The 22,368-nt window shown below is 72.2% G+C and carries 17 protein-coding genes; 7 read left to right on the plus strand and 10 right to left on the minus strand.

Features of this window, described 5'->3' with window-relative positions; translation table 11 throughout:
• Window positions 1-37 precede the first annotated feature (37 nt).
• From AC4D2F_RS04100 to AC4D2F_RS04115, 4 genes are all read left to right on the plus strand, one after another.
• Complete coding sequence (locus AC4D2F_RS04100; RefSeq protein WP_104166720.1) at window positions 38-1,522, plus strand: malate:quinone oxidoreductase; 1,485 nt, start codon at window positions 38-40, stop codon at window positions 1,520-1,522.
• A gap of 51 nt (window positions 1,523-1,573) precedes the next feature.
• Window positions 1,574-4,747: an efflux RND transporter permease subunit gene (locus tag AC4D2F_RS04105; RefSeq protein WP_490909579.1), complete on the plus strand. Its 3,174-nt coding sequence runs from the start codon at window positions 1,574-1,576 to the stop codon at window positions 4,745-4,747.
• 86 nt (window positions 4,748-4,833) lie between these two features.
• Window positions 4,834-5,355 (plus strand): MarR family winged helix-turn-helix transcriptional regulator, encoded by a 522-nt coding sequence (locus AC4D2F_RS04110; RefSeq protein WP_104165579.1) that lies wholly within the window; start codon window positions 4,834-4,836, stop codon window positions 5,353-5,355.
• A 51-nt stretch (window positions 5,356-5,406) separates the two neighbouring features.
• Window positions 5,407-6,330: an oxidoreductase gene (locus tag AC4D2F_RS04115; RefSeq protein ID WP_490909580.1), complete on the plus strand. Its 924-nt coding sequence runs from the start codon at window positions 5,407-5,409 to the stop codon at window positions 6,328-6,330.
• Window positions 6,331-6,350: 20 nt separating this feature from the next.
• Here the strand turns inward: AC4D2F_RS04115 and AC4D2F_RS04120 are convergent, their stop codons facing one another.
• The 6 genes from AC4D2F_RS04120 to AC4D2F_RS04145 form a co-directional block, all read right to left on the minus strand.
• Complete coding sequence (locus AC4D2F_RS04120; RefSeq protein ID WP_490909581.1) at window positions 6,351-7,136, minus strand: hypothetical protein; 786 nt, start codon at window positions 7,134-7,136, stop codon at window positions 6,351-6,353.
• Between the two features lie 36 nt (window positions 7,137-7,172).
• A complete protein-coding gene (locus AC4D2F_RS04125) occupies window positions 7,173-8,342 on the minus strand; it encodes a cysteine desulfurase family protein (protein ID WP_490909582.1) in 1,170 nt (389 codons plus the stop codon).
• On the minus strand, window positions 8,339-9,280 hold the full coding sequence (nadC, locus tag AC4D2F_RS04130; protein ID WP_490909583.1) for a carboxylating nicotinate-nucleotide diphosphorylase: 942 nt from the start codon (window positions 9,278-9,280) through the stop codon (window positions 8,339-8,341). Before nadC ends, AC4D2F_RS04125 begins: the two co-directional genes overlap by 4 nt.
• Window positions 9,277-10,935, minus strand: coding sequence for an L-aspartate oxidase (gene nadB, locus AC4D2F_RS04135; protein WP_490909584.1), 1,659 nt, complete (start codon window positions 10,933-10,935; stop codon window positions 9,277-9,279). Before nadB ends, nadC begins: the two co-directional genes overlap by 4 nt.
• Window positions 10,932-12,224: a quinolinate synthase NadA gene (gene nadA / locus AC4D2F_RS04140; protein ID WP_490909585.1), complete on the minus strand. Its 1,293-nt coding sequence runs from the start codon at window positions 12,222-12,224 to the stop codon at window positions 10,932-10,934. Before nadA ends, nadB begins: the two co-directional genes overlap by 4 nt.
• 87 nt (window positions 12,225-12,311) lie before the next feature.
• Window positions 12,312-13,058, minus strand: a complete 747-nt coding sequence (locus AC4D2F_RS04145) for an NUDIX hydrolase (protein ID WP_490909586.1) — start codon at window positions 13,056-13,058, stop codon at window positions 12,312-12,314.
• A gap of 147 nt (window positions 13,059-13,205) precedes the next feature.
• On the opposite strand from AC4D2F_RS04145, the gene AC4D2F_RS04150 reads away from it, so the two are divergent.
• Window positions 13,206-14,003 (plus strand): alpha/beta fold hydrolase, encoded by a 798-nt coding sequence (locus AC4D2F_RS04150; protein ID WP_490909587.1) that lies wholly within the window; start codon window positions 13,206-13,208, stop codon window positions 14,001-14,003.
• Window positions 14,004-14,141: 138 nt separating this feature from the next.
• Complete coding sequence (locus AC4D2F_RS04155; protein WP_490909588.1) at window positions 14,142-15,125, plus strand: serine/threonine-protein kinase; 984 nt, start codon at window positions 14,142-14,144, stop codon at window positions 15,123-15,125.
• A 119-nt stretch (window positions 15,126-15,244) separates the two neighbouring features.
• On the opposite strand, the gene AC4D2F_RS04160 is transcribed toward AC4D2F_RS04155, so the two are convergent.
• The 4 genes from AC4D2F_RS04160 to AC4D2F_RS04175 form a co-directional block, all read right to left on the minus strand.
• Window positions 15,245-15,400: a hypothetical protein gene (locus tag AC4D2F_RS04160; RefSeq protein ID WP_490909589.1), complete on the minus strand. Its 156-nt coding sequence runs from the start codon at window positions 15,398-15,400 to the stop codon at window positions 15,245-15,247.
• A gap of 83 nt (window positions 15,401-15,483) precedes the next feature.
• On the minus strand, window positions 15,484-16,854 hold the full coding sequence (locus AC4D2F_RS04165) for an MFS transporter (RefSeq protein ID WP_490909590.1): 1,371 nt from the start codon (window positions 16,852-16,854) through the stop codon (window positions 15,484-15,486).
• A gap of 70 nt (window positions 16,855-16,924) precedes the next feature.
• Window positions 16,925-19,993, minus strand: a complete 3,069-nt coding sequence (locus AC4D2F_RS04170) for an AAA family ATPase (RefSeq protein ID WP_490909591.1) — start codon at window positions 19,991-19,993, stop codon at window positions 16,925-16,927.
• An 8-nt stretch (window positions 19,994-20,001) separates the two neighbouring features.
• The gene (locus AC4D2F_RS04175; RefSeq protein ID WP_490909592.1) at window positions 20,002-21,165 is read right to left on the minus strand and encodes an exonuclease SbcCD subunit D; all 1,164 of its coding nucleotides are present in this window, start codon (window positions 21,163-21,165) and stop codon (window positions 20,002-20,004) included.
• A 102-nt stretch (window positions 21,166-21,267) separates the two neighbouring features.
• Here AC4D2F_RS04175 and AC4D2F_RS04180 point away from each other — a divergent pair, with 102 nt between their 5' ends.
• Window positions 21,268-22,362: an ADP-ribosylglycohydrolase family protein gene (locus AC4D2F_RS04180; protein ID WP_490909593.1), complete on the plus strand. Its 1,095-nt coding sequence runs from the start codon at window positions 21,268-21,270 to the stop codon at window positions 22,360-22,362.
• Window positions 22,363-22,368: the final 6 nt, after the last annotated feature.

Genomic DNA, 22,368 nt, shown 5'->3' on the forward strand with positions numbered 1-22,368 from the left:
CCTAGTGACCTCGCGACTGGAGACTCCGTTGACCACAATCCATCAGGGCACGCCCGCCAAGACCACCGACGTCGTCCTGATCGGCGGCGGGATCATGAGCGCCACCCTCGGCGCGTTCCTCCGGCAACTGCAGCCCGAGTGGGACATCTCCCTCTTCGAACGGCTCGACGTCGCGGGCCTCGAGAGCTCCGACCCCTGGAACAACGCCGGCACCGGCCACTCGGCCCTCTGCGAGCTGAACTACTCCCCCGCGGGGAAGGACGGTTCCGTCGATCCGGCGAAGGCCGTGGCGATCAACGAGCAGTTCCAGGTCTCGCGCCAGTTCTGGTCGCACATGGTGTCCGAGGGGTTCATCGGCGACCCCCGCACCTTCATCAACCCGGTGCCTCACATGAGCTTCGTATGGGGCCAGGCCAACGCCGAGTACCTGCGCCGGCGCTACGAGGCACTCAGCCCGCAACCGCTGTTCAGCACCATGGAGCACAGCGAGGACCACGACACCATCGCGGGATGGACCCCCCTCGTGATGCAGGGCCGCAACCCCTCCCAGCCCGTCGCCGCCTCGCGCGTCGAAGGCGGCACCGACGTCGACTTCGGTGCCCTCACGCGCCACCTCACCACCTACCTCGAGGGAACCGGCGTCGACCTGCACTACGGATTCGATGTCCTCGACGTCGCTCGGGCGACCGACGGCCGCTGGGACGTGAAGGTCAGGAACAAGGCGACCGGCGAGACCAGCACCGTCACCACGAAGTTCGTCTTCATCGGCGCCGGCGGAGGCGCCCTGCACCTGCTGCAGCGCAGCGGCATTCCCGAGGGCCGCGGGTTCGCGGGCTTCCCGGTCTCCGGCCAGTTCCTGCGCTGCACCGATCCGGACCTCGTGGGCCGGCACAACGCGAAGGTCTACGGCCAGGCGTCGGTGGGTGCCCCGCCGATGTCCGTCCCGCACCTGGACACGCGCTTCGTCAAGGGCGAGCGCTCCCTGCTGTTCGGCCCCTACGCCGGTTTCTCCACCAAGTTCCTCAAGAGCGGTTCCTACCTGGACCTGCCGACGTCGATCCGCCCGTCGAACCTCGTGCCGATGCTCGCGGTCGCCAAGGACAACATGTCCCTGACGAAGTACCTCATCACGGAGGTCCTCAAGAACCGCGATGCCAAGAACGACGCCCTCACCGACTTCCTGCCGATGGCCGAGGGCGGAAGCTGGGAACTGATCTCCGCGGGCCAGCGTGTACAGGTCATCAAGAAGGCTCCCGGGAAGGGCGGCGTGCTGCAGTTCGGGACCGAGGTCATCACCTCCTCGGACGGCTCGGTCGGTGCGCTCCTCGGCGCCTCTCCCGGAGCGTCCACGGCGGCGCCGATCATGGTGGAACTGCTCAGGCGATGCTTCCCGGCCAAGATGTCCGGCTGGGAGCCGAAGCTCAAGGAGATGCTGCCCGGGTACGGCGTCAAGCTCAATGAGACTGCGTCCCTGGCCGCCGAGGTGCAGTCGATGACCGACCGGGTCCTCAAGCTCGCATAACGTCCGACGGAGCCAGCCGGCCGGTCGACCCCAGCATCAAAGGCAGGTTCCTTGTTCCGTCTGGCTCACTTCTCCCTGGGCAACAGGGCGCTGATCGCGCTGATCACCATCCTCGCTTCCGTCTTCGGCGTCATCACCCTCGGCTCCCTCAAGCAGGAACTCATCCCGTCCCTCGAGTTCCCGCAGATCACGGTCATCTCCGCGCTGCCCGGGGCGTCCCCGGAGTACCTCGACCAGCAGGTCGGCGGGCCGCTGGAGGCGGCGCTGAGCGGCGTCGAGGGCCTCGAGTCGTCGTCGTCCACCTCGCGCTCCGGCATCTCGACCGTCAGCCTCGTCTTCGTGTACGGCACGAACCTCGACCGGGCCCGGGCGCAGGTGGACCGCGCGATCTCCACGGTGCGCCCCACCCTGCCGGAGGACGTCGAGCCGCAGGCCCTCGCCGGCAGCATCAGCGACCTGCCGATCGTGTTCATGGCGGTCTCCTCCGACCAGTCGCTGAGCGAACTGAACGGTGACCTGGCCCGGTTGACCGTCCCCCGCCTGCAGAAGATCGACGGCGTGCGGACCGCCGACGTCTCCGGAGGATCCACCCAGCACGTCGCGATCCTTCCGCGCGAGGGCGCCCTCGCCGCCGCGGACCTGACGGTCGGCGACATCAGCAGCACCCTCGAGGACAACGGTGCCCTGTTCCCCGTCGGCAGCCTGGAGGAGGACCCGCGATCGCTGACCATCCAGGCGGGCAGCCGCATCGGGTCCCTCGAGGACATCGAGGCGCTCCCGGTGCTCCCCTCCTCGGACACCCCCTCCCCGGGTCCGGTCAGCACGATCGGCGACCTCGCCGACGTCGGCCTGGCCGACGACGAGCCCACCTCCGTCGCTCGCACCAACGGGATCGAGACGCTCGCACTGACGGTGACCAAGGTGCCCGACGGCGACACCGTGGAGATCTCCCAGCAGATCGTGGGCCTCGTTCCCGAGCTCGAGACCGAACTGGGCAACGCCGCGGACATCACCGTGGTCTTCGACCAGGCCCCGTTCATCGAACGCAGCATCGACGACCTCACCACCGAGGGGCTGCTGGGCCTCGGCTTCGCCGTGCTGATCATCCTCGTGTTCCTGCTCTCGGTCCGCTCCACCCTGGTCACCGCGATCTCGATCCCGCTGTCCCTGCTCATCACGTTCATCGGGCTGTACGTCGCGGGGTACTCCCTCAACCTGCTGACCCTCGGCGCCCTGACGATCGCCGTCGGGCGCGTGGTCGACGACTCGATCGTCGTCATCGAGAACATCAAGCGGCACCTCGGGTACGGGGAGGAGAAACGGGAGGCCATCCTCACGGCGGTGCGCGAGGTGGCCGGAGCCATCACCGCCTCGACGCTCACCACGGTGGCCGTCTTCGCTCCGATCGGCTTCGTCGGCGGCCTCGCCGGAGAGCTCTTCCGCCCCTTCGCCATCACCACCGGGATCGCCCTGCTGGCCTCCCTCGCCGTGTCCCTCACCATCATCCCGGTGCTCGCCTACTGGTTCCTGAGGCGCACACCCCCGGCACCCCACGAGGCCCGCCACGTCGCGGCCCCGGCCGCCTCCGCCGTTCCCTCCACCTCCCTGGCCGCCGCCACATCCCCCGCCTCCCGGGCGGAGCCGTACGATCGGCCGTCCCTCCTCCAGCGCGGTTACCTCCCGATCCTCACCGGCACCCAGCGCCACCCGGTGATCACCCTCATCAGCGGTGTGATCGTCCTGGGCGCAACGGCCGCCATGGTCCCGTTCCTGCCGACCAACCTGCTCGGCTCCTCGGGCCAGAACAGCTTCTCCATCACGCAGACCCTCGCCCCGGGCACCAGCCTGGCGACGACGGCGGAGACGGCGGCCCGGACGGAGGAGGTCCTCATGGACAACCCGGAGATCCGCGACGTGCAACTGACGGTCGGCAACGCCGACGGGGCATTCGCGGCGCAGTTCTCCGGCGGCGCCTCGGTGGCGACCTTCACCGTCATCACCGACCAGGACGCGGATCAGGAAGGCCTGCAGGAGTCCGTGCGCCAGGACCTCGAGGGCCTCGATGACGCGGGCACCATCTCCCTGTCCAGCCAGCAGGGCGGCTTCGGGACCTCCAGTACCATCGACATCGACATCACGGCGCCCGTCACCGCGGATCTGCAGGCCGCGGACCGCGCCGTCCTCGAGGGGCTCCAGGGGCTCGACGGCGCGGGCGAGATCACGAGCAACCTGGCGGCGGCCCAGCCGCAGGTCCAGATCGACGTGGACCGCACGGCGGCCGTCGAGGCGGGCCTGAGCGAAGGCCAGATCGCGGGCCTCCTCGGTGGCAGCATCAGCCCGGTCCCGGCCGGTTCGGTGCGCTTCGATACCGACGATTTCCCGGTGCTGATCGGCGAGGGGACCACGATCTCGAGCCTCGACCAGCTCCGGGACCTGCGGATCCCGACGGCGACGGGGCCGGTCCCCCTGACCGACGTGGCGTCCGTCGAGGAGGTCCAGGTGCCGCTGTCGGTGACGAGCTCCAACGGTGAGCGCACGGCCCGGATCTCGATCACGCCGTCCGGTAACGATCTCGGCACCCTGACGGGGGCGGTGGACGAGCGCCTGGCCGGCATCGACCTGCCACCCGGTGCCACCGCGACCATCGGTGGTGCCTCCAGCCAGCAGGCGGAATCGTTCGACCAGCTGTTCCTCGCGCTGTGGGCCGCCGTCGCCATCGTGTACGTGATCATGGTCGCGACGTTCAAGAGCCTCCTCCAGCCCCTGATCCTGCTCGTGTCCATCCCGTTCGCGGCCACCGGCGCCATCGCCCTGCTGCTGATCACCGGGACCCCCCTCGGACTGCCCTCCCTGATCGGCATGCTGATGCTCGTGGGCATCGTGGTCACGAACGCGATCGTGCTGATCGACCTCATCAACCAGTACCGCCTCCCCCACGACGGCCGACCGGGGATGCCCGTCGCTGACGCGATCCGCGAGGGCGCCCGTCAGCGCCTGCGGCCGATCCTCATGACCGCGCTGGCGACCATCTTCGCCCTGACGCCGCTGGCCCTCGGCCTGACGGGGAAGGGTGGCTTCATCTCGCAGCCCCTCGCCATCGTGGTGATCGGCGGACTCGTCTCCTCCACCGCGCTGACCCTCGTCCTGGTCCCTGTCCTGTACCGGCTCGTCGAGGGCCGGCGCGAGCAGCGGGCGCTGCGCCGGGAGGCCGAGGCCACCGCCTGACCGGTGGGCCGGCGGGAGGAGGACGGCGTAGACTCGATGCGTCCGTATCTAGTTGCCGGTGCCCCGGCAGGAGGCCCGAAACCGCCATGGCTGACCGCTTGCCCACCGCCGTCGACCCCGCCGACGAACCCGCCGACGGCCCGGCGAGCGTCGGGGGCGCCGAGTCGACGGCTTCCGTCCGCCAGGCCTCGGAGACGTGGGAGTCGCTCTTCCGTGCGCAGGTGGGCATCATGCAGCGCATCCGGCAGGACCCCTCCTTCAAGGACCTGCCCATTCGCGAGTACGACGTCCTGTTCAACCTCAGCCGGTGCCCTACGGGCTGGACGCGCCTCAACGAGCTGAACCACCACCTCCTGATCAGCCAGCCCAGCCTCAGCCGCATGGTCGATCGGCTCGAGGCCAGGAACCTCGTGCGCAGGCGGCCTGCCGCGACCGATCACCGGGGCATCGAACTCGCGCTGACCGAGGAGGGCAGGGCGCTCCAGCGGCGGATCGGCTCGGGGCATGTGCAGCGTATCCGGGAGGTCCTCGCGCCCGTCCTGGACCCCGAGGAGATGGACCAGCTCAAGGCCCTCACGGACAAGATCAACGCCCGGCTGGGCGCCTGACACCGAACCCCGCGGACCCCGGGGCAGGACGCACGAACAGTAAGGACCAGGATGAACGACGACTTCACAGCGGACGCGATCGGCGATCTCACGGGCAGGCGCGCGGTCATCACCGGGGCCAACAGCGGGCTCGGTCTCCAGACCGCCGTCGGGCTCGCGAGGAAGGGCGCCGAGGTCATCCTCGCCTGCCGCAGCGAGCAGCGCGGGCGCGAGGCCGAGCAGCGGGTCCGCTCGATCACGGGCAGCGAGAGGGTCGAGCTGCGCCTCCTCGATCTCGCCAGCCAGCAGTCCATCCGCGAGTTCGCGGCCGGGCTCAGCGGTCCGGTGCACCTCCTCGTCAACAATGCCGGGGTGATGGCGACGCCGCGGTCCACGACGGCCGACGGCTTCGAACTGCAGTTCGGCACCAACCACCTCGGCCACTTCGCCCTGACGGGCCTGCTGCTGCCGAACCTGCGCGAGGCAGGGTCCTCCCGCGTCGTCACGCTCTCGAGCCTCGCCCACAAGCGGGGGCGCATCGACTTCGACGACCTGCAGTCCGAGCGCCGCTACCGCCGGTGGGCCGCCTACGGACAGAGCAAGATCGCCAATCTCTACTTCATGGTCGAGCTCGACCGGCGCGCCCGTGCCGCGGGCTGGGACCTCACGTCGGTGGCAGCGCATCCGGGCGGGGCCACCACGAACCTGACGGCCGGCATGAAGATGCCCGCGGTACTCGACGTGCTCTCGGGGTTCGTCGCACTGATGGGCCAGTCCGCCGCGGCCGGCGCGCTGCCCGTCCTCTACGCGGCAACGGCTGCCGACGTCCGGGGCGGGGACTACTACGGGCCGTCCGGTTTCGGCGAGACCCGCGGCGCACCCCGCCTCGTCGCCCCTGTGCCCCGCGTGCTGGACCGCGACGTCGCGGTGCGCCTCTGGAACCGCAGCGCCGAGCTCACCGGAGTGGACTTCGGGGCCCTGCAGCCCGTCGACTGAGGACTCGCTGCGCGAGGAGGTCAGCCGGTGGTGCCCGGGGCGATCCGGAGGGAGCGGAGCATCTCGCGGATGGTCGCGAAGTCCGGGGTGTCGTAGTAGGCCTGGGCCTCCCCGATCGTCCCGAAGGTGACCGTCTGCGGTCCGGTGTTCGCGGGCGCCTTCGGTGCCAGCACCTCGAGGTCGCCGAAGCTGACCCGGCCGAGGGCGTCGCCGCCCTCGACGGTGTTGGACAGCGTGCAGGCCAGACCGTCCGCGCCGCCGGCCTGATCGGTGATGCCGTAGGCCGCGAAGAACCGGAAGCCCGTGATGAGCCGGATCACGAAGCGCGGCTCGACATCCGCATCCGCCGATGCTTTACCCGTGAGTTCGAGCGGTTCGCTGCCGATGACGTAGTAGGGGGTCCGCTCCGCCTCGGGGCAGGGCGCCTCCGGCGTCTGGATGCCGGTGTGCAGCTCGGCGGTCGTCACGCCCTCCGGCGTGCGGACCGCATAGTGCAGCGAATCGGGGGCGTAGACCCCGGGTTCCGGCTCCAGGAGCTGCACCACCCACGCCTCGGGGAGCTCGAAGCTCAGAAGCCGCCCCGGATCGGTGAAGACCTTCCAGCCCTCGCGTGCCTCACGCAGGGGCGCCGCCGCGGCCTCGGCTGGTTCGGCCGTCGCGGTCACGGCGGTCGTCGCGGGCGACGACGGCGCGCCGCCGTCGCCCCCGGGGCCCGTACACGCGGTGGCCAGCATCAGCGTCAGAGCGGCAGCGGCGAGGGCCTGCGGCAGTCGCCCACCCGGCCCTCCGGACGGTCCGTGCTCCATGGCGTCCCTCCCTGGGTGTGGCTCGGTGCGGCCAGTCTAGGCTCCGGCGGGGCTGCCCGCGTGTGCCGCGCCGAGGGACCGGACGGCCTTCACGGCATCGACGACGGCGCGGGCCGCCTGGGCCAGATCGGCGGAGGACGTGTCCTGCGTCCAGGAGAGCCGCACGGCGCTCTGCGCCGTCTCGCCGTCCAGGCCGAGGGCCAGCAGGACGCCGGAGGGTTCGGAGGATCCCGCCGCGCACGCGGACCCGCTCGAGCAGACGACGCCGCGGCGCTCGAGTTCCAGGAGGATCGCCTCCCCGCTGACGCCGGGGAAGCAGAAGGAGGCGAGATTCGGGAGCCGGCGCACGGCGTCGCCCGTGAGGAGCGCCCCGGGCACATCGGTGAGTACCCGCGCGGTCAGGGCGTCGCGGGCGGTCGCCGACCGGTCGGCGGCACCGGGCAGGGCTGCCCGGGCGAGCTCCAGGGCGCGGGCGAGCCCCACCGCGCCGGCCACGTTCTCCGTACCCGACCTGCGCCCGCGCTCCTGGCCGCCGCCGTGGAGCACGGGTTCGCACGGCGTGCCGGAGCGCAGGTACAGCAGGCCGATGCCCTTGGGTGTGCCGAGCTTGTGCCCCGAGATGCTGAGCGCTGTGACGCCGAGGCGGTCGACGTCCAGGGGAAGCCATCCCGCCGCCTGCACGGCGTCGGTGTGGAAGGGTACGCCTGCGCGCCGGCAGACCTCCGCGAGGGCGGGGACGTCCTGGACGGTGCCCACCTCGTTGTTCGCATACATCACGGTGCACAGCGTGGTTCTCTCCTCGAGCGCGGCGGCAAGGTCCGACGGCGAGATCCGGCCAGCGGCGGACACGGGCAGCACCGTGATCCGGAAGCCGTGGAACTCCCGCAGGTAGGCCAGGACCTCCAGCACCGCCGGGTGTTCGATCGCGCTGGTGACGAGGTGCCGACCGCGCGGGGCGGCGAGCGCCATGCCCTTGAGGGCCAGGTTGTCCGCCTCCGTGCCGCCCGAGGTGAAGATGATCTCCCCCGGCCTGCAGCCGAGCAGCGCGGCGATGCGGGACCGGGCGCGGGCGTAGTCCGACGCCGCGGCCTCGCCGTAGGTGTGGTGGCTGGAGGGGTTGCCGAACGTCGTGGTCAGCAGGGGCCACATCTCCTCGAGGACCTCACGCCGGGCGGGCGCGGTGGCAGCGGCGTCGAGGTAGATCATGGCCGCCCTCCCGGGTCCATGATCGCCGCCCGCTGCGCGACGAAGTCCAGGCCCAGATCGAGGGACCGCACGCTGTGGGTGAGCGCTCCCGCGGAGATGATGTCGACGCCGGTGGCCGCGATCGCCCGTACCGTGTCGAGGCGGACGTTGCCGCTGGCTTCGACGAGCGCGCGGCCGCCGATCCGCCGCACGCCCTCGGCGAGGTCATCCAGCGTGAAGTTGTCGAGCATGACGGTGTCCACCCCGGCGGCGAGCACGGGCTCGATCTGGTCCAGGCGATCCACCTCCACCTCGACGTGCACGGTGTGCGGGAGCCTGGACCGCGCCGCGCGGAGCGCCTCGGTGAGGGCCTCCGGGCCGTCCACGGCGAGGAGCGCCAGGTGGTTGTCCTTGACCATGACGGCGTCGGACAGGCCCGAGCGGTGGTTCGAGCCACCCCCGCACCGGACGGCCCAGCGCTCCAGGACCCTGAGCCCCGGCGTCGTCTTGCGGGTGTCGGTGATGCGCGCGCGGGTGCCGGCGGCGGCATCGACGAAGGCGCGGGTCATCGTGGCGATCCCGCTGAGCCGCTGGGCGATGTTGAGGGCGGTCCTCTCGGCGGTGAGGATGCCGGCGGCCGGTCCCTCGATCTCCGCGATGGTGTCCCCCGCGGCGAAGGCGCTCCCGTCGGAGCGGGGGAAGGCGACGCGGATCCGCGGATCGGTGAGGCGCATCGCGGCCTCGATGGCGGCCGTCCCGCAGAGGACGCCCGGCTCGCGGGCCGTAATGGTCGCCGTCGCCCGCTGGTCCGGGCCGATCAGGGCCTGGCAGGTGAGATCCCCCCACGGCGCGTCCTCGGCGAGGGCGGCGGCGACGACGGCGTCGATCAGGTGCTGCGGTGGCCGCACGGGCTCGACGGCGTCCTGCCGGACGGGTGGGACGGTGGCGGTCTCGGTCATGGGTGGGTTCCTTCGGTGGCTCGAACGTAGGACCGGCTCGGGGCGGGAGCCGGAGGGGCGGCATCGGGCTGGTCCGAGCGGTGGTGCGCCCCGCAGGACGCGGAGCGTCGGGACGCCGCGTGCACGAGCAGCCGCGCACACAGCAGCAGGTTGGCCAGCTCGGGGTCGGTGTCCGGACGGTAGGAGGCGAGGTGCTTGCGGGCGAGGTCGAGGCCGGTGCCCGTGCGCAGCACTCCCGCGTGGTCGGTCATGACGGCCTGCAGGTCGCCGCGCGTGAACGACTGCGTGGCCGTCTCCTCCGCCTCGAGGTCGAGGTGTTCGACGTCGAAAGACGGCGCCCTCCCTCCGCCGGCGGCGAGCGCGGCGGCACAGCGGGCACCGAACACCACTCCTTCGAGCAGGCTGTTGGAGGCGAGCCGGTTCGCGCCGTGCACTCCGGTCCGGGCCACCTCACCGACCGCGAAGAGGCCCGGGACCGACGTCCGCCCCGAGGTGTCCGTCCGCACGCCGCCCATCCAGTAGTGGGCGGCCGGCACCACCGGGACGGGCGCGGAGGACCAGTCGAAGCCGTGCTGCACGGTCAGGGCCGTGAGGGTGGGGAAGCGCCGGGTCAGGAACGCACGGCCGAGCGCCGTTGCGTCCAGGTAGACGCCGGTACGCCGACGCCCTTCCGGTGTGCCGTCGCCGGAGGCGTTGCGGGAGCGGCTCCCGACGAGGTGCTGCGCGATGCTGCGCGAGACGACGTCCCGCGGCGCGAGGTCTCCGTCCGGGTGGTAGTCGGCCATGAAGCGGTGACCGTCGGCGTCGACCAGGCGTGCCCCCTCGCCCCGGACCGCCTCCGAGATCAGCGGGTTGCCGGGGACGTCGAGGGAGGTGGGATGGAACTGGAAGAACTCGAGGTCCGTCACCGCGGCCCCGGCACGCCAGGCCAGTGCGACGCCGTCGCCCGTGGCGATCCGCGGGTTGGTGGTGGATTCGAAGAGCTGACCCGCCCCGCCGGTCGCAAGGACGACGGCGTCCGCCCGGAGGGTCCGCGCGACTCCGCCGTGGAGCACCTCGACGCCCGAGGCGCGCCGGTCGTCCTTGGAGGACGGGGCCGCCTCGCCGCCATCGCCGTCCTGGGTAGAACTGTCGTGCAGCAGCACGTGCGTCACGAGGGTGTCCTCGAGGACCTCGATGCCGGCGTCGCGGCGCACCGCGGCGGTGAGCGCCGCGACGAGCCCCGCCCCGGTGGCGTCGCCGCCGAGGTGCAGGACCCTCGGCGCGGAGTGGGCGGCTTCCCGGCCCCTGGCCGGCACCGCCGCGTCGGCCGGGGAGGCGTCGAAGACGACCCCCGCGGCCTGGAGGGCGGCGATCCCCTGTGCCGCCCCCTCGCAGAGCACGGCGGCGGCCTCGGGCTCGGCCAGGCCCGCACCCGCGGTCAGGGTGTCGGCGATGTGATCGGCGACGGAGTCGTGCGCGCCGGCGGCAGCCGCGTCCGGGACGACGGCGGCGATACCCCCCTGCGCGTACCGGGTGTTGCTCTCGGCGAGCGCCGTCTTGGAGACGAGGACCACCTCGCAGTGCGGCGCGAGCCTGCGCAGCACGAGTGCTGTCTGCAGTCCGGCGACGCCCGAGCCCACGATGACCGCGCGCTGCACGGCATCCGCCGTCATGGCCGGACCGCGAGCATCCGGTTCAGCGCGACGCGGGCCGGTTCGGCGACGGCGTCGGACACCGTGATGCGGTTGAGGACCCGGCCCTCCACGAGCCCCTCGAGCACCCAGGCCAGGTAGCCCGGGTGGATCCGGTACATCGTGGAACACGGGCAGATGACCGGGTCCAGGCAGAAGATGGTGTGCTGCGGGTACTGGGCGGCGAGGCGGTTCACCATGTTGATCTCGGTGCCGACGGCGAAGGTGCTGCCGGGTGCGGCGGCGTCGATCGCCTTGCGGATGTAGTCGGTGGATCCCGCCTCGTCGGCAGCGTCGACCACGGCCATGGGGCACTCGGGGTGCACGATCACGCGCACGCCGGGGTGGTCGGCGCGGGCCTTCTCGATCTGCGCCACGGTGAAGCGCCGATGCACCGAGCAGAAGCCGTGCCAGAGGATCACGCGGGAGTCCTTGAGCGTCTGCTCGTCCGTGCCGCCCCAGGGCTTGCGCGGGTTCCACAGGGGCATCTGCTCCAGCGGCACACCCATGGCCTTGGCGGTGTTGCGTCCGAGGTGCTGGTCCGGGAAGAACAGGACCCGCTGGCCCCGCTCGAACGCCCACTCCAGCACGGCGGCCGCGTTCGAGGAGGTGCACACGATCCCGCCGTTCTCCCCGCAGAAGCCTTTCAGGGCCGCCGAGGAGTTCATGTACGTCACGGGGATCACGGGCCGGCGGCCGTGGGCGTCCGGCGCGGAGCCGAGGAGCGCGGTGAGCTGGTCCCAGCACTCGGAGACGGAGTCGATGTCCGCCATGTCCGCCATCGAGCAGCCGGCGGCGAGATTGGGGAGGATGACGGCCTGCTCCGGCGTCGAGAGCATGTCCGCCGTCTCCGCCATGAAGTGCACCCCGCAGAAGATGATCGCCTCGGCCGCGGTGCGTTCCGTGGCGGCGCGGGCGAGCTGGTAGCTGTCGCCCACGAAGTCGGCGTACTGCACCACCTCGTCGCGCTGGTAGAAGTGGCCGAGGATGACGACGGACTCGCCGAGGGTCTCCCGGGCCACGCGGATACGCCGGTCGAGGTCCTCGGCGGACGCCGTCCTGTACTCCTCGGGCAGCTCCCCCTGCCGGGGGGTCGCGGCCGGGGCGGTGTCGAACATGGACGCGCCCGGGCCGTAGTCGGGCAGGGGAAGGGCATCGAAGGCCCAGGGGTTCTGCGCGAGGTCCGGCGTGCAGGTCCCGGTGGCGCCGGCGGCCCCGGGGGCCCCGGCCTCTCCGCGGGTGATCAGCTGGATGGCGGTGGTGACGGACATGGGGCTTCTCCCTGGGATGGGGCCGGCACGGCGGTCGGCAGCGGGGCTGGAGGTGGGGCCGACCTCGGGTACGACGTCGGGGGTGGGCTAGGACGCCGGCGCGGTCGGTGGCTCGGCGCCGGAGGTCGACGTCCCGGGAGCAGGCGCCCCGGAATGCGGTCCCGTGTAGCGGTAGAGGCGCGGCGGCCGGTTCCGGCCGCCATGGAGGACCTCGTCCGTCGCGGCGATGTCCTGCGCCGATCGGAGCTGGCGCCGGAAGTTGGCCGGGTCGAGGTGTTTGCCGAGCACGGCCTCGTAGACGCCCCGCAGTTGCGCGAGGGTGAAGCGATCGCCGAGGAAGTGATAGGCGACGGACCCGTAGGTGACCTTTCCGCGCAGGCGCTCCAGGGCGTAGGCGACGATCTCGTCGTGATCGAAGGCGAGGCCCACCGCCTCGGCGGCGCGGAACCAGCGCACGTTCTCCGAGTCGCGGGCCAGATCCGCCTGATCGGGACGGACGAGGGCCCAGTACACGATGGACACGAGCCGTTGGGTGGCGGACCTGTCCAGCCCGCCGAAGGCGTAGAGCTGCTCGAGGTAGGTCGGATCGAGCGCCGTCGTGTCCCGCAGGTTCCGCGAGGCGGCGTCCTGCAGCGACTCCCGGGCGCCGAGCGGGCCGCCGGGCAGCGCCCACTTGCCGAGGTGCGGCTGCCTGATGCGGCGGACGAGCGGCAGCCAGATCTCCGACCGGCCCGATGAGGGGTCGGTGCGGAGCGCGAAGATCACGGTCGAGATGGCGAGGGCGGGAGCCTGGGACTGCCGCTCCGAGACGTTGGCCGAGCCGTACACGCCCATCCTCCGTCCGCTGGATGAGTCCCACTTGTTAGGGTCAAAATGACTATAACTCACGTCGGACGATTCGACCAGCCTTCTCGTCCCGCCTCGGCCCTCGAAGGGGTGTCCCGCGACCTGCCCGATCCCGGCGCGCTTACGATGGGAGGCATGGACCACCATTCCGTACACCTCGTCGAAGGCGTCGACCCCCGCCTGTCCATCACGCGCAGCGATGCGGGTGAGCCACTCGAGCTGCCGCCGGTCCTGCTGCTGCACGGCTTCGGCTCCTCGTCCCGGCAGAACTGGGTGGACACGGGCTGGGTCCGCTTCCTGAACGACGCCGGGCGTAGCGTCATCATGGTGGATCTCCCCGCGCACGGGGACAGCGCGGCGCCGGAGGACGCGGGAGCCTACGCACCGAGCCGCATGCGCGCGGACATCCTGCAGGCCCTCTTCGACGAGCGGGTCCTCCCCCTGCGCAGTGACGTGCCGGGGTCCGGCGTGGACGTCGTCGCCTACTCCCTCGGGTCGCGCCTGGCCTGGGAGTTCGGCGCCACCCAACCCGAGCTGGTCCGCAGGATGGTGCTCGGCGGGCCGGGCACCGCCGATCCGCTCGCGACGTTCGATCTTCCGGGGGCCGAACTCCACCTCGCGGGCGGGCCCGCCTCGCAGGACCCGACGACGGCGGACCTCCTGCGCATGGCGCAGGCCGGACCGCACAACGATCTCCCCTCGCTGCTCGCGATGGTCTCCGCCATCAAGACGGAGCCGTTCGACCCGCAGCAGGCCGTCCCGAAGATGCCCCTGCTCCTGGTCGCCGGAGACCAGGACGAGTACGCGGAGGGCATCACCGACCTCCGGGACTGGGCGCCCGATGCCCGCATCACGACACTGCCGGGCAGGGATCATTCCAACGCCATCACCGCCAGGCTCTTCAAGGATGCGGCGGTCGCTTTCCTGGCGTGACCCACCCCTGATCAAGGTTTGGTAAAGGGCATGGCAGTGCGGTATCTTCACCGAGCCCTCGCGTTATACTGACATTTGATCAGCACACTTAGGGTGCGCCGGCGATCGCCGACCATCACCACCAGCGGGAGGACACGCGTGACCGTTCTCCTCGGGGACCGATACCAGACCATGGACCTGCTGGGGGTCGGCGGCACGGCATCCGTGTACCGCGCGGTGGACCGCAACCTCGGGCGCGACGTCGCCGTGAAGCTCTTCAACCCGACGACCTCCACCGACGACGACTACCGCCGCCAGCACACCGAGACGATCCTGCTCTCCACCCTGAACCACCCGGGTCTCGTGACCCTCCACGATGCAGGGATGCACGAGGACCACGAGGGCCGCACGGCCGGCTTCCTCGTCATGGAGCTCGTGGACGGCGAGGATCTCCGGCACCTGCTCAAGCGCGGCGCACTGCCCGCCGACGACGTCGCGCAACTCGGGGCGGACCTCGCCGATGCGCTGGCGTACATCCATTCGGAGGGCGTCATCCATCGGGATGTGAAGCCCGCCAACATCCTCATGTTCCACAGCGGGGACAACGGGACGCGGCTGTACCCGAAACTGACCGATTTCGGCATCGCCCGCATGGTGGAGGCCACCACGGCGACGGCCGTCGGCGCGACGATCGGCACGGCGAACTACCTGAGCCCCGAGCAGGCCAAGGGCGACCCGCTGGACGAGCGGAGCGACATCTACTCGCTGGGCCTCGTGCTCCTCGAATGCCTGACCGGCGAGAAGTCGTTCCCCGGCCCGGTGGTCGAGGCCGCGCTGGCCCGGCTCCTGCGCGATCCCCACGTGCCCGATTCCCTCGAGCCGGAGTGGAGCGGACTCCTGCGCCGGATGACGGCGAGGGATCCGGCACTCCGGCCCGACGCGCACGAGGTGGCCCTGCAGCTCCGCAGCCGTGACGAGGTCCGGGTCGACGCCCGGACCATGGCGTCCGTCGCATCCGTGGCCCGCCTCGCCTCGCCGGTGGGCTCCGGCGGGACCGACGACGGCGACCTCGTCACCGGCGGTGTCTTCACGGGGAACGTCCACATCCCCGATCCGCCCGCCCGCGCTCCCCGCATCAGCTGACCCCGGGCGTCGCCGGCCGGACAGCCGGTGTGCTCGTGGTCCTCACCGTGGAACTGCGCCCACCGCCGGTCGATCCGGTGGGGGCGCAGTTTCACGGTGTCGTCGTACGATCGAGCCGGCTAGCGCCCCTCGCCCGCATCTTCCTCGGGCTCGAAGTTGCTCGACTCGTCCGTGGAGCCGGCTGCCACCCCGTCCTCACTGGCCGGGATAGTGCCCTCGGGGCCGGCGCCCTGTGATTCTGCGGCGTCGTCGCGCTCGGTGCCTTCGGTGCTCATGCGTCCTCCTGGATCTGGGTGTCCTACGATCCTATGCGTGACGCGCGGCGATTGTCAGCCTGCTGAGCATCGGGGCGGGCGCCTCAGGCCCGGCTGACGTGCCGCAGCGCGATGGCGGACACGGACCCGAGGACGAGTAGGACGGCCGCGGCGGCCGCCGGGACGACGACGGCGGCCGCAGCACCCCCGGTCTCGGCGAGGATCCCTGCCAGTCCGGACCCGACGGCGGTGCCGGCGACGATGCCGCTCGCGAGGAGCGTCATGACCGTGCCCAGGCGGTGGGCCGGTGCGACCGCGGAGCCGATGGAGAAGATGGTGACCATCGTGGGTCCCACGAAGAGCCCGAGGAACAGCAGGGCGACGAGCATGGCGGCGATCGAGGCGGGCAGGGCCAGGGCGGCCGCGGCAACCGTCATGGCCGCGGCCGAGGCCATCCACCGGGTCGTGTGGCGGAGGCGCTGCGGCCAGTAGGCGACGGACAGCGCGGCGACCGCCGAGGTCAGGCCCATGACCGCGTAGAGCAGGCCCGACGACTCGGTGGCTCCGAACTGGCCCGAGAAGGCTGTCAGGAAGGTCTGGGTGGAGCCGAAGAACGTGCCCACCGCCACCATGCCCGCCACGGGCAGCAGGACGAGGGCGAATCGGGGGGCCCCGGCCGCGGAGGGGCGGGCCGCGTGCGACGCAGCCCTCAGGCCACCGTCGGCGCGTGTGCCGGCGTCGTCGGCGAGGGTGCGGGCGTCCAGGGATCCCCGATCGCTGTAGACCACGGTCCGGTGCACGGCGAAGGCACTCACGAGGGTGATGGTGAGGGTCGCGGCCAGCGCGAGCGGGAGCCACGGGGCGATCAGGCTCGCGAGCAGCCCGACGAGGGCCGGCCCGAGCACGAAGGTCAGCTCGTCCGCTGTGCCCTCGTACGACAGTGCGGTGTCCAGGGCCGACCGGGGGCTCCGCCGGGTCATCGCCATCCAGCGGACCCTGGCGAGCGGACCGATCTGGGGGCAGGTGAAGCCGACGGCGAAGGCTGCCCCGAGGACGAGCGTCAGCGCGCCCCCCGTGAAGACCGCGCTGGTCAGCGTCACGATCAGGAGGGCCACGATCGCCGCCGTGTTGAGCAGGGCCGAGACGAGCAGGACGATCCGCTGCCCGCGTTTGTCCGCGAGGAGACCGAGCAGGGGTGCCCCGAGCGCGGAGCCGAGGCCGACGGCGCCGGCCGAGAAGCCACCCGCGGCATAGGAGCCGCTCGCCGTGGTGACGAGCGTCAGGGCGCCGACGGTGAGCATGGCCAGGGGAAGGCGTGCGAAGAGGCCGAGGACCAGGAAGGAGGTGCCAGCGAGGTGCGGGAGGACGCCGAACCTGCCGAGGCGGGACCGCTCGGGGCCGGGCGGCGGCGGGGTCGAAGGGGCGTCCTGGGACGGCGTGGGGTCCGGCGAGGCCGGTGAAGGAGTCTGGTACATGCGCTTTCCGGGTGCATCGAACGCGCATCGTCCCTCCTCCCGATGCGCCCGACCCGGTAACGCCCCGAGTTTACACGCTGGCTGGCTGCTCCACATAGCGGAGGACCGAGCCCTGCCTGCCCTTCACGACCTGCAGCTGCGCGCTCACCCGCTGCTTCAGCTCCTGCACGTGGCTGACCAGTCCCACCACGCGTCCGCCGCTCCGCAGTCCCTCGAGCGCATCCATGACCTGCTCGAGCGCCTGGTCGTCGAGGGAGCCGAAACCCTCGTCGACGAAGAGGGTCTCGATGTCGAGCCCCCCGGCCTCCTGCTGCACCACATCGGCCAGTCCGAGCGCGAGGGCGAGGGAGGCCATGAAGGACTCTCCTCCGGAGAGCGTCGAGGTGTCCCGCCGGTTCCCCGTCCAGCCGTCGATCACGTTCAGGCCGAGACCGGACCGCCGGTTGCCTGCGGTGGCGTCGCTGTGGACGAGCTGGTACCGGCCGTCCGACATCTGCAGCAGCCGCTCGGTGGCAGCGGCCGCCACCTGTTCGAGGCGTGAAGCGAGCACGTAGGTGGCGAGGGACATCTTGTAGAGGTTCTCCCCGCCGCCGCGCGCGGTGTCGGCCACCGCCGCGGCCAGGTGGGCCTCCTCGCGGAGCGGCGCGATGTCCTTCTCGAGGTCGGCGAGCTGCCCGGTGTACGACTCGAGCTGTACCACCGAGTGCCCGAGCACCTCGGCGCCGATGCCCGCCCGGTGCGCCCTCGCCCTCAGGTCGTCGGCCGTGGCGCCGGCGAGGCGCTCGTCGTCGTCGGTCGGCGCAAGGATCCCCTCCTGCTCCTCGCGGAGGGTGTCCCGGACGGCGTCGTCGTCCTCCGCGGCATCGAGGCGGTGCCCGCGCTGCTCGTACTCCTTCAGCGTGGCCGCGAGGCTTGCCGAGCGCTCCTCCGGCAGGAGGGCGGTGCGCGCCTCCTCCGCTGCATCGAACGGTGTCCCCTGGAGGGCGTCCCGGAGCCGCAGGGCGTTCTCCTGCTGCGTGCCGGTGGCCCGGGCCAGCGCGTCGAGGGTCTCCCGGACGCGGTCGAGGTCGTCGTGGGCGCGCTGGACGGCGTCGATCCGAACGGCGAGCGACGGTGCGTCCGCCTGCAGCCCGGCGATCCGCTGGGACAGCTCGGCGTCCTGGTCCGTCAGGGACGATCGCCGGCTCTCGGCGGCGGCGCGCTCCTCGCGCAGCGCGTCCCGCAGCTCACCGATCCTGGCCTCCTCAGCGAGCGCCCGGCGCATCCGCTCCTCGACGGCGGCGCACTCGACCTCGGCGGCCTCGGCGCGCTGCAGTGTGGAGCGCGCTGCCCGTGTCGCTGCCGCGGCGTCCTCGGGGACGGCCTCGCCGCCGCGGGCGGCCAGCTGCGCCACCGCGAGCCGCTCGTGGTCCCGCACCTCGCGCGCCGTCTGCAGGGCCGCTTCCGCCTCGGCCTGCAGGCGCCGTGCGGCCTGTTCCTCGTCGAGGCTGATCCGCTCGCCCTCCGGCGACGGCACGGGGGCCGGGTGCTCCGTGCTCCCGCACACGGGGCACGCGTAGCCGTCCTCCAGCTGTTCGGCGAGTTCCTGCGCCGCCTGCTCGAGCCGGAGCTGCAGCTTGGCCAGCCACTCCTCCTTGAGCGTCAGGAACCGCTCCGAGGCCAGCACGTAGCCGGCCTCCGCTGCGGCCTGGCGCTTCGTCGCGGCGCCGTACTGCTGCACCGTCTCCTCGGCGGCCACCGCGGCGGCGAGGCCCGTGCGGAGGTGGGCGAGCCCGTCGGCGGCCTCCCTCAGGGGCGCGAGGCTCCCGGCGTCGTCGGTGCGCTGACGCTGCAATCGCGCGATGCCCTCGCGGGCGTCGTCCAGCCCGTCATCAAGGCGTCGGATCGTCGACCCGAGGGCTTCCAGCCCCTCACGGACGTCGAGCAGCCGCTGCTCGTCCGGCAGGGCCGCCCGCAGGACGGCCAGGACGGAGGAGGACGCCGTGCAGGCGCTCGTCAGGGCGTCACGTGAGACGCTGCCGTCCCCCTCTCCCCCGGGGATCCCGGGTCCAACGTCGAGGTACTCGCCGGCCGTGTCGTTGTGCCGGAGGCGGTCGAGCGCTTCCGTGTGCCGGGCGCGCGCCTGCTCGACCAGCGATGCCGCCTCGTCGTCGAGCCGGAGATGGGCGGCGAGCCCGCGGGCCTGGTCGTGGCGTCGCGCCAGGTCCACCAGTTCGGCGATCTCCTCCGCCCGGCCGCGGTGCTCCTCGCGCTGCGCCCGGAGTTGCGCCAGCGCGTCGAAGCGGTGCCGCCGGTGCCTGAGCGTCGCCAGCGCACCGTCGGCGAGTGCACTTTGCTCCGCGAGTTCCGTGGATTCGCGGGCGGCGGCGGCGCGGCGTTCGGAGAGCGCCAGGGACAGCGCCTGCAGGGTTGCGGCCCAGGCGTCCGGGGCATCGGGATCGGCGCCCACGTCCGCGGGTGCGAGATCGTGGCGTCCGGCCTCGTCGACGGCACGCTGGAACAGGTGCCGCTGCCGGCCCTCCTGCTCCGCGAGGCGTCGGGCGGTCCGCTGGTGCTCCTCGGCGAACAGCCTTTCGAGGTCCTCGAAGCGTGCGGTCGAGAAGAGCCGCTGCAGCAGTTCCCGGCGTGGTTTGGCGTCCGCCCGCAGGAAGGCCGCGAACTCGCCCTGCGGCAGCATCACCACCTTCGTGAACTGCTCCTTGTCCATCCCGAGCAGCGACTGCAGCTCGAGCCCGGCCTCGTCGTTCCGCGCGGACTTCTGGACCCAGTCGCTGCCGATCCGCTCACTGAGCAGGGTGCGCGCCTGTTCGGTGGTCGTGCCGCTCCCGCGTCGCGACGGCCTGTCCCAGGCCGGTGACCGTTCGACCCTGAAGCGGCGATCCGAGACGGAGAACTCGAGGGAGACCTCCGGGGCGAGGGACTCGGCCGCGTGGTCGCTCCGGAGTCTCTTCGCCGCCTGGCGCGCCCCCGGGACGGAGCCGTACAGCGCGAAGCAGACCGCGTCGAGCACGCTCGACTTGCCCGCGCCCGTGGGCCCGTTGAGGAGGAACAGGCCCTGGGCCGAGAGGGCGTCGAAGTCGACGCTCTGCCGGTCGGCGAAGGGCCCGAAGGCCTGGATCTCGAGGTGATGAAGTCTCATGGGGTGGCCTACCGTTCGTGGGCGAGGCTCAGTGCGGCGTCGACGGTCGACCGGACGAGCGCCTGCTCCTCGGACGACGCCTTCCGGCCACGCACGTGCTCCAGGAAGCCGCAGCAGATCTCGGCGTCGTCCCGGGCCTCGGCGAGGCGCTGGCTGTACGTGCGGGTGTCGGCCTGCTCTCCACCGTCGGGCGCGAAGGCGAGGACGAGCGTGTCCGGGAACCGGGCGCGCAGGCGCTCCATGGCCCGCGCCGGCCGTTCGGGGTCGGTGAGTGTGATCTGGCAGTAGGCCTGCTCGGCCCAGGCGAGGTCGTCCCGGACCAGCAGGTCCTCGAGCCGCCCGCTGAGGACCGCGAGGTCGCGGGGCGCGGGCCACTCCACGGCCTGGATACCACCGATCCCGTCCGGGGTGACCTCGACGAGCCAGGCACCCTTGGCCTGGTTGGCCTCCGAGAAGGAATATGCGAGGGGGGACCCCGAGTAGCGCACGGTCCCCGAGAGTCTCTGCCGTCCGTGGAGGTGCCCCAGGGCGCTGTAGTCGAAGCCGTCGAAGAGGGAGAGCGGCACGGCTCCGAGACCGCCGATCGCCAGATCGCGTTCGCTGTCCGAGCCGGCACCCCCCGCGGCGAAGGTGTGGGCGAGGACGATCGAGACCGTGCGCCGCGCGGCCGATCGCTGGACCAGGTCCTCGCGGATGCGGTCGAGCGCCGCCGTGGTCACCGCCGTATGCGTGGGGGCCTCCGCCTGCAGGCTCTCCGCGACGACCCGCGGTTCGAGGTAGGGCACACCGTAGATCGCGAGGTCGGCCTCCCCGCCGAGAGGGAGGACGACGGGGACGGCGATGTCCTCGAGGCGCGTCCGCAGGTGGACCCCGCCGCGAGCGAGGATGCGCCCGCCGAACCCGAGCCTGGTCGCGGAGTCGTGGTTGCCGCTGCTGATGACCACCTGGGCACCGGCGATCGTCAGCCGGTCCAGCGCCTCGTCGAACAGTGCGACGACGTCCACCGCGGGCAGGGCCCGGTCGTAGACGTCCCCGGAGATCAGGACGACGTCGATGCCCTCCTCACGGACCGTCTTCTCCATGTTGTCCACGAAGATCCGCTGGGCGTCGAGGGTGCCGGTGCCGTGGAAGGACCGGCCCAGGTGCCAGTCGGACGTGTGAAGGATCTTCATGATTTTTACGCTACCGCCGTACGCCGACATTCCATGGATCAGCGCGCGGCGGGGCCGCGATCGGGTGGGGGTCCGGGCCCCGCCTCCTAGACTGGTCGGGTGATGACGAACAACACCGCCGCCGGCGGCGACACGGACTTCGGCACGGGCGACGCGCAGGCCGCCGGGGATGCACGACAGGGGGCCGCAGCCGCCTACGAGGACCGGGTGCTGGGGTGCCTCCTCGGGACGATGGCGGGTGACGCCTACGGCCTCCTGTACGCAGCGGGGGACGATCCGCTGCCCGCCCTGGTCGATCCCTCGGACCTGGCCGTCTCGGACGCCACCCACCTGACGCTGTACACCGTCGACGGCCTGACGGACGCGCTGGAGTGGGCGAACGACGGCGTCGCAGCCGACGAGACCGCCTGCCTGTGGCTCGCCTATCTGCGGTGGCTCACGCGCCAGGGAGAGCACCTCCCACCCAGGGCGCCGGCAGCGCCCGCCCGGTGGCTCGACCGGCAGGAGGACATCCTCCCGGTGCACGAACCGGACGCCGACACCGTCCGGGCCCTCCTCACCGGCGAGATGGGGACCCGCGCACGGCCGCTGAACCCGGAGGCGGAGGGAGCGGGTGCGCTGATGCGTTCGGCACCCTTCGGCCTGGTGCCCCGCATCCCGGCCAGCCTGGTCGAGCGGCTGACCGTCGAGGCCGCCGCCCTCACGCACGGGTCCGCCGCCGCCCGGGCCACCGCGGCCCTGTACAGCGGGGTCATCCGCTCCCTCGCCATCGACGGCCTCACCCTCGAGGAGGCCGTCCTCGCCGAGCGCGGCGAGGAGCGTCACCTGGCGGAGGACACGGGGACGGATCCGGCACGTGCCGCCTCGGAGGGGGTCACCGCGCACCGATCCCCCGCCGAACGGACGGGGGCGGACGCGACGACGGCCGCCGCGACCCTCGAAACGGCCCTTCAGGCTGCTCGCGAGGGGGCGTCCGCGGCATCGCCCCGCGAACAGCTCGCTGCAGCGCTGGCACATGCGGCGGCCGCCGGCCGGCCCGACGCCTCACCCGTGGTCGCGGCCTCGCTCGCGGGCGGCATCGTCGGAGCACTGCACGGGACGATCGCGCTGCCTGACGCCTACCTGACCGCTCCCGGGGCGGCCGGCGTCGTCCGGTCCATGGCCAGGACCCTCCTGAAGGCGACCACCGGCTCCTGACCCGTC

This window comes from Arthrobacter sp. TJ-263, from assembly GCF_058269155.1.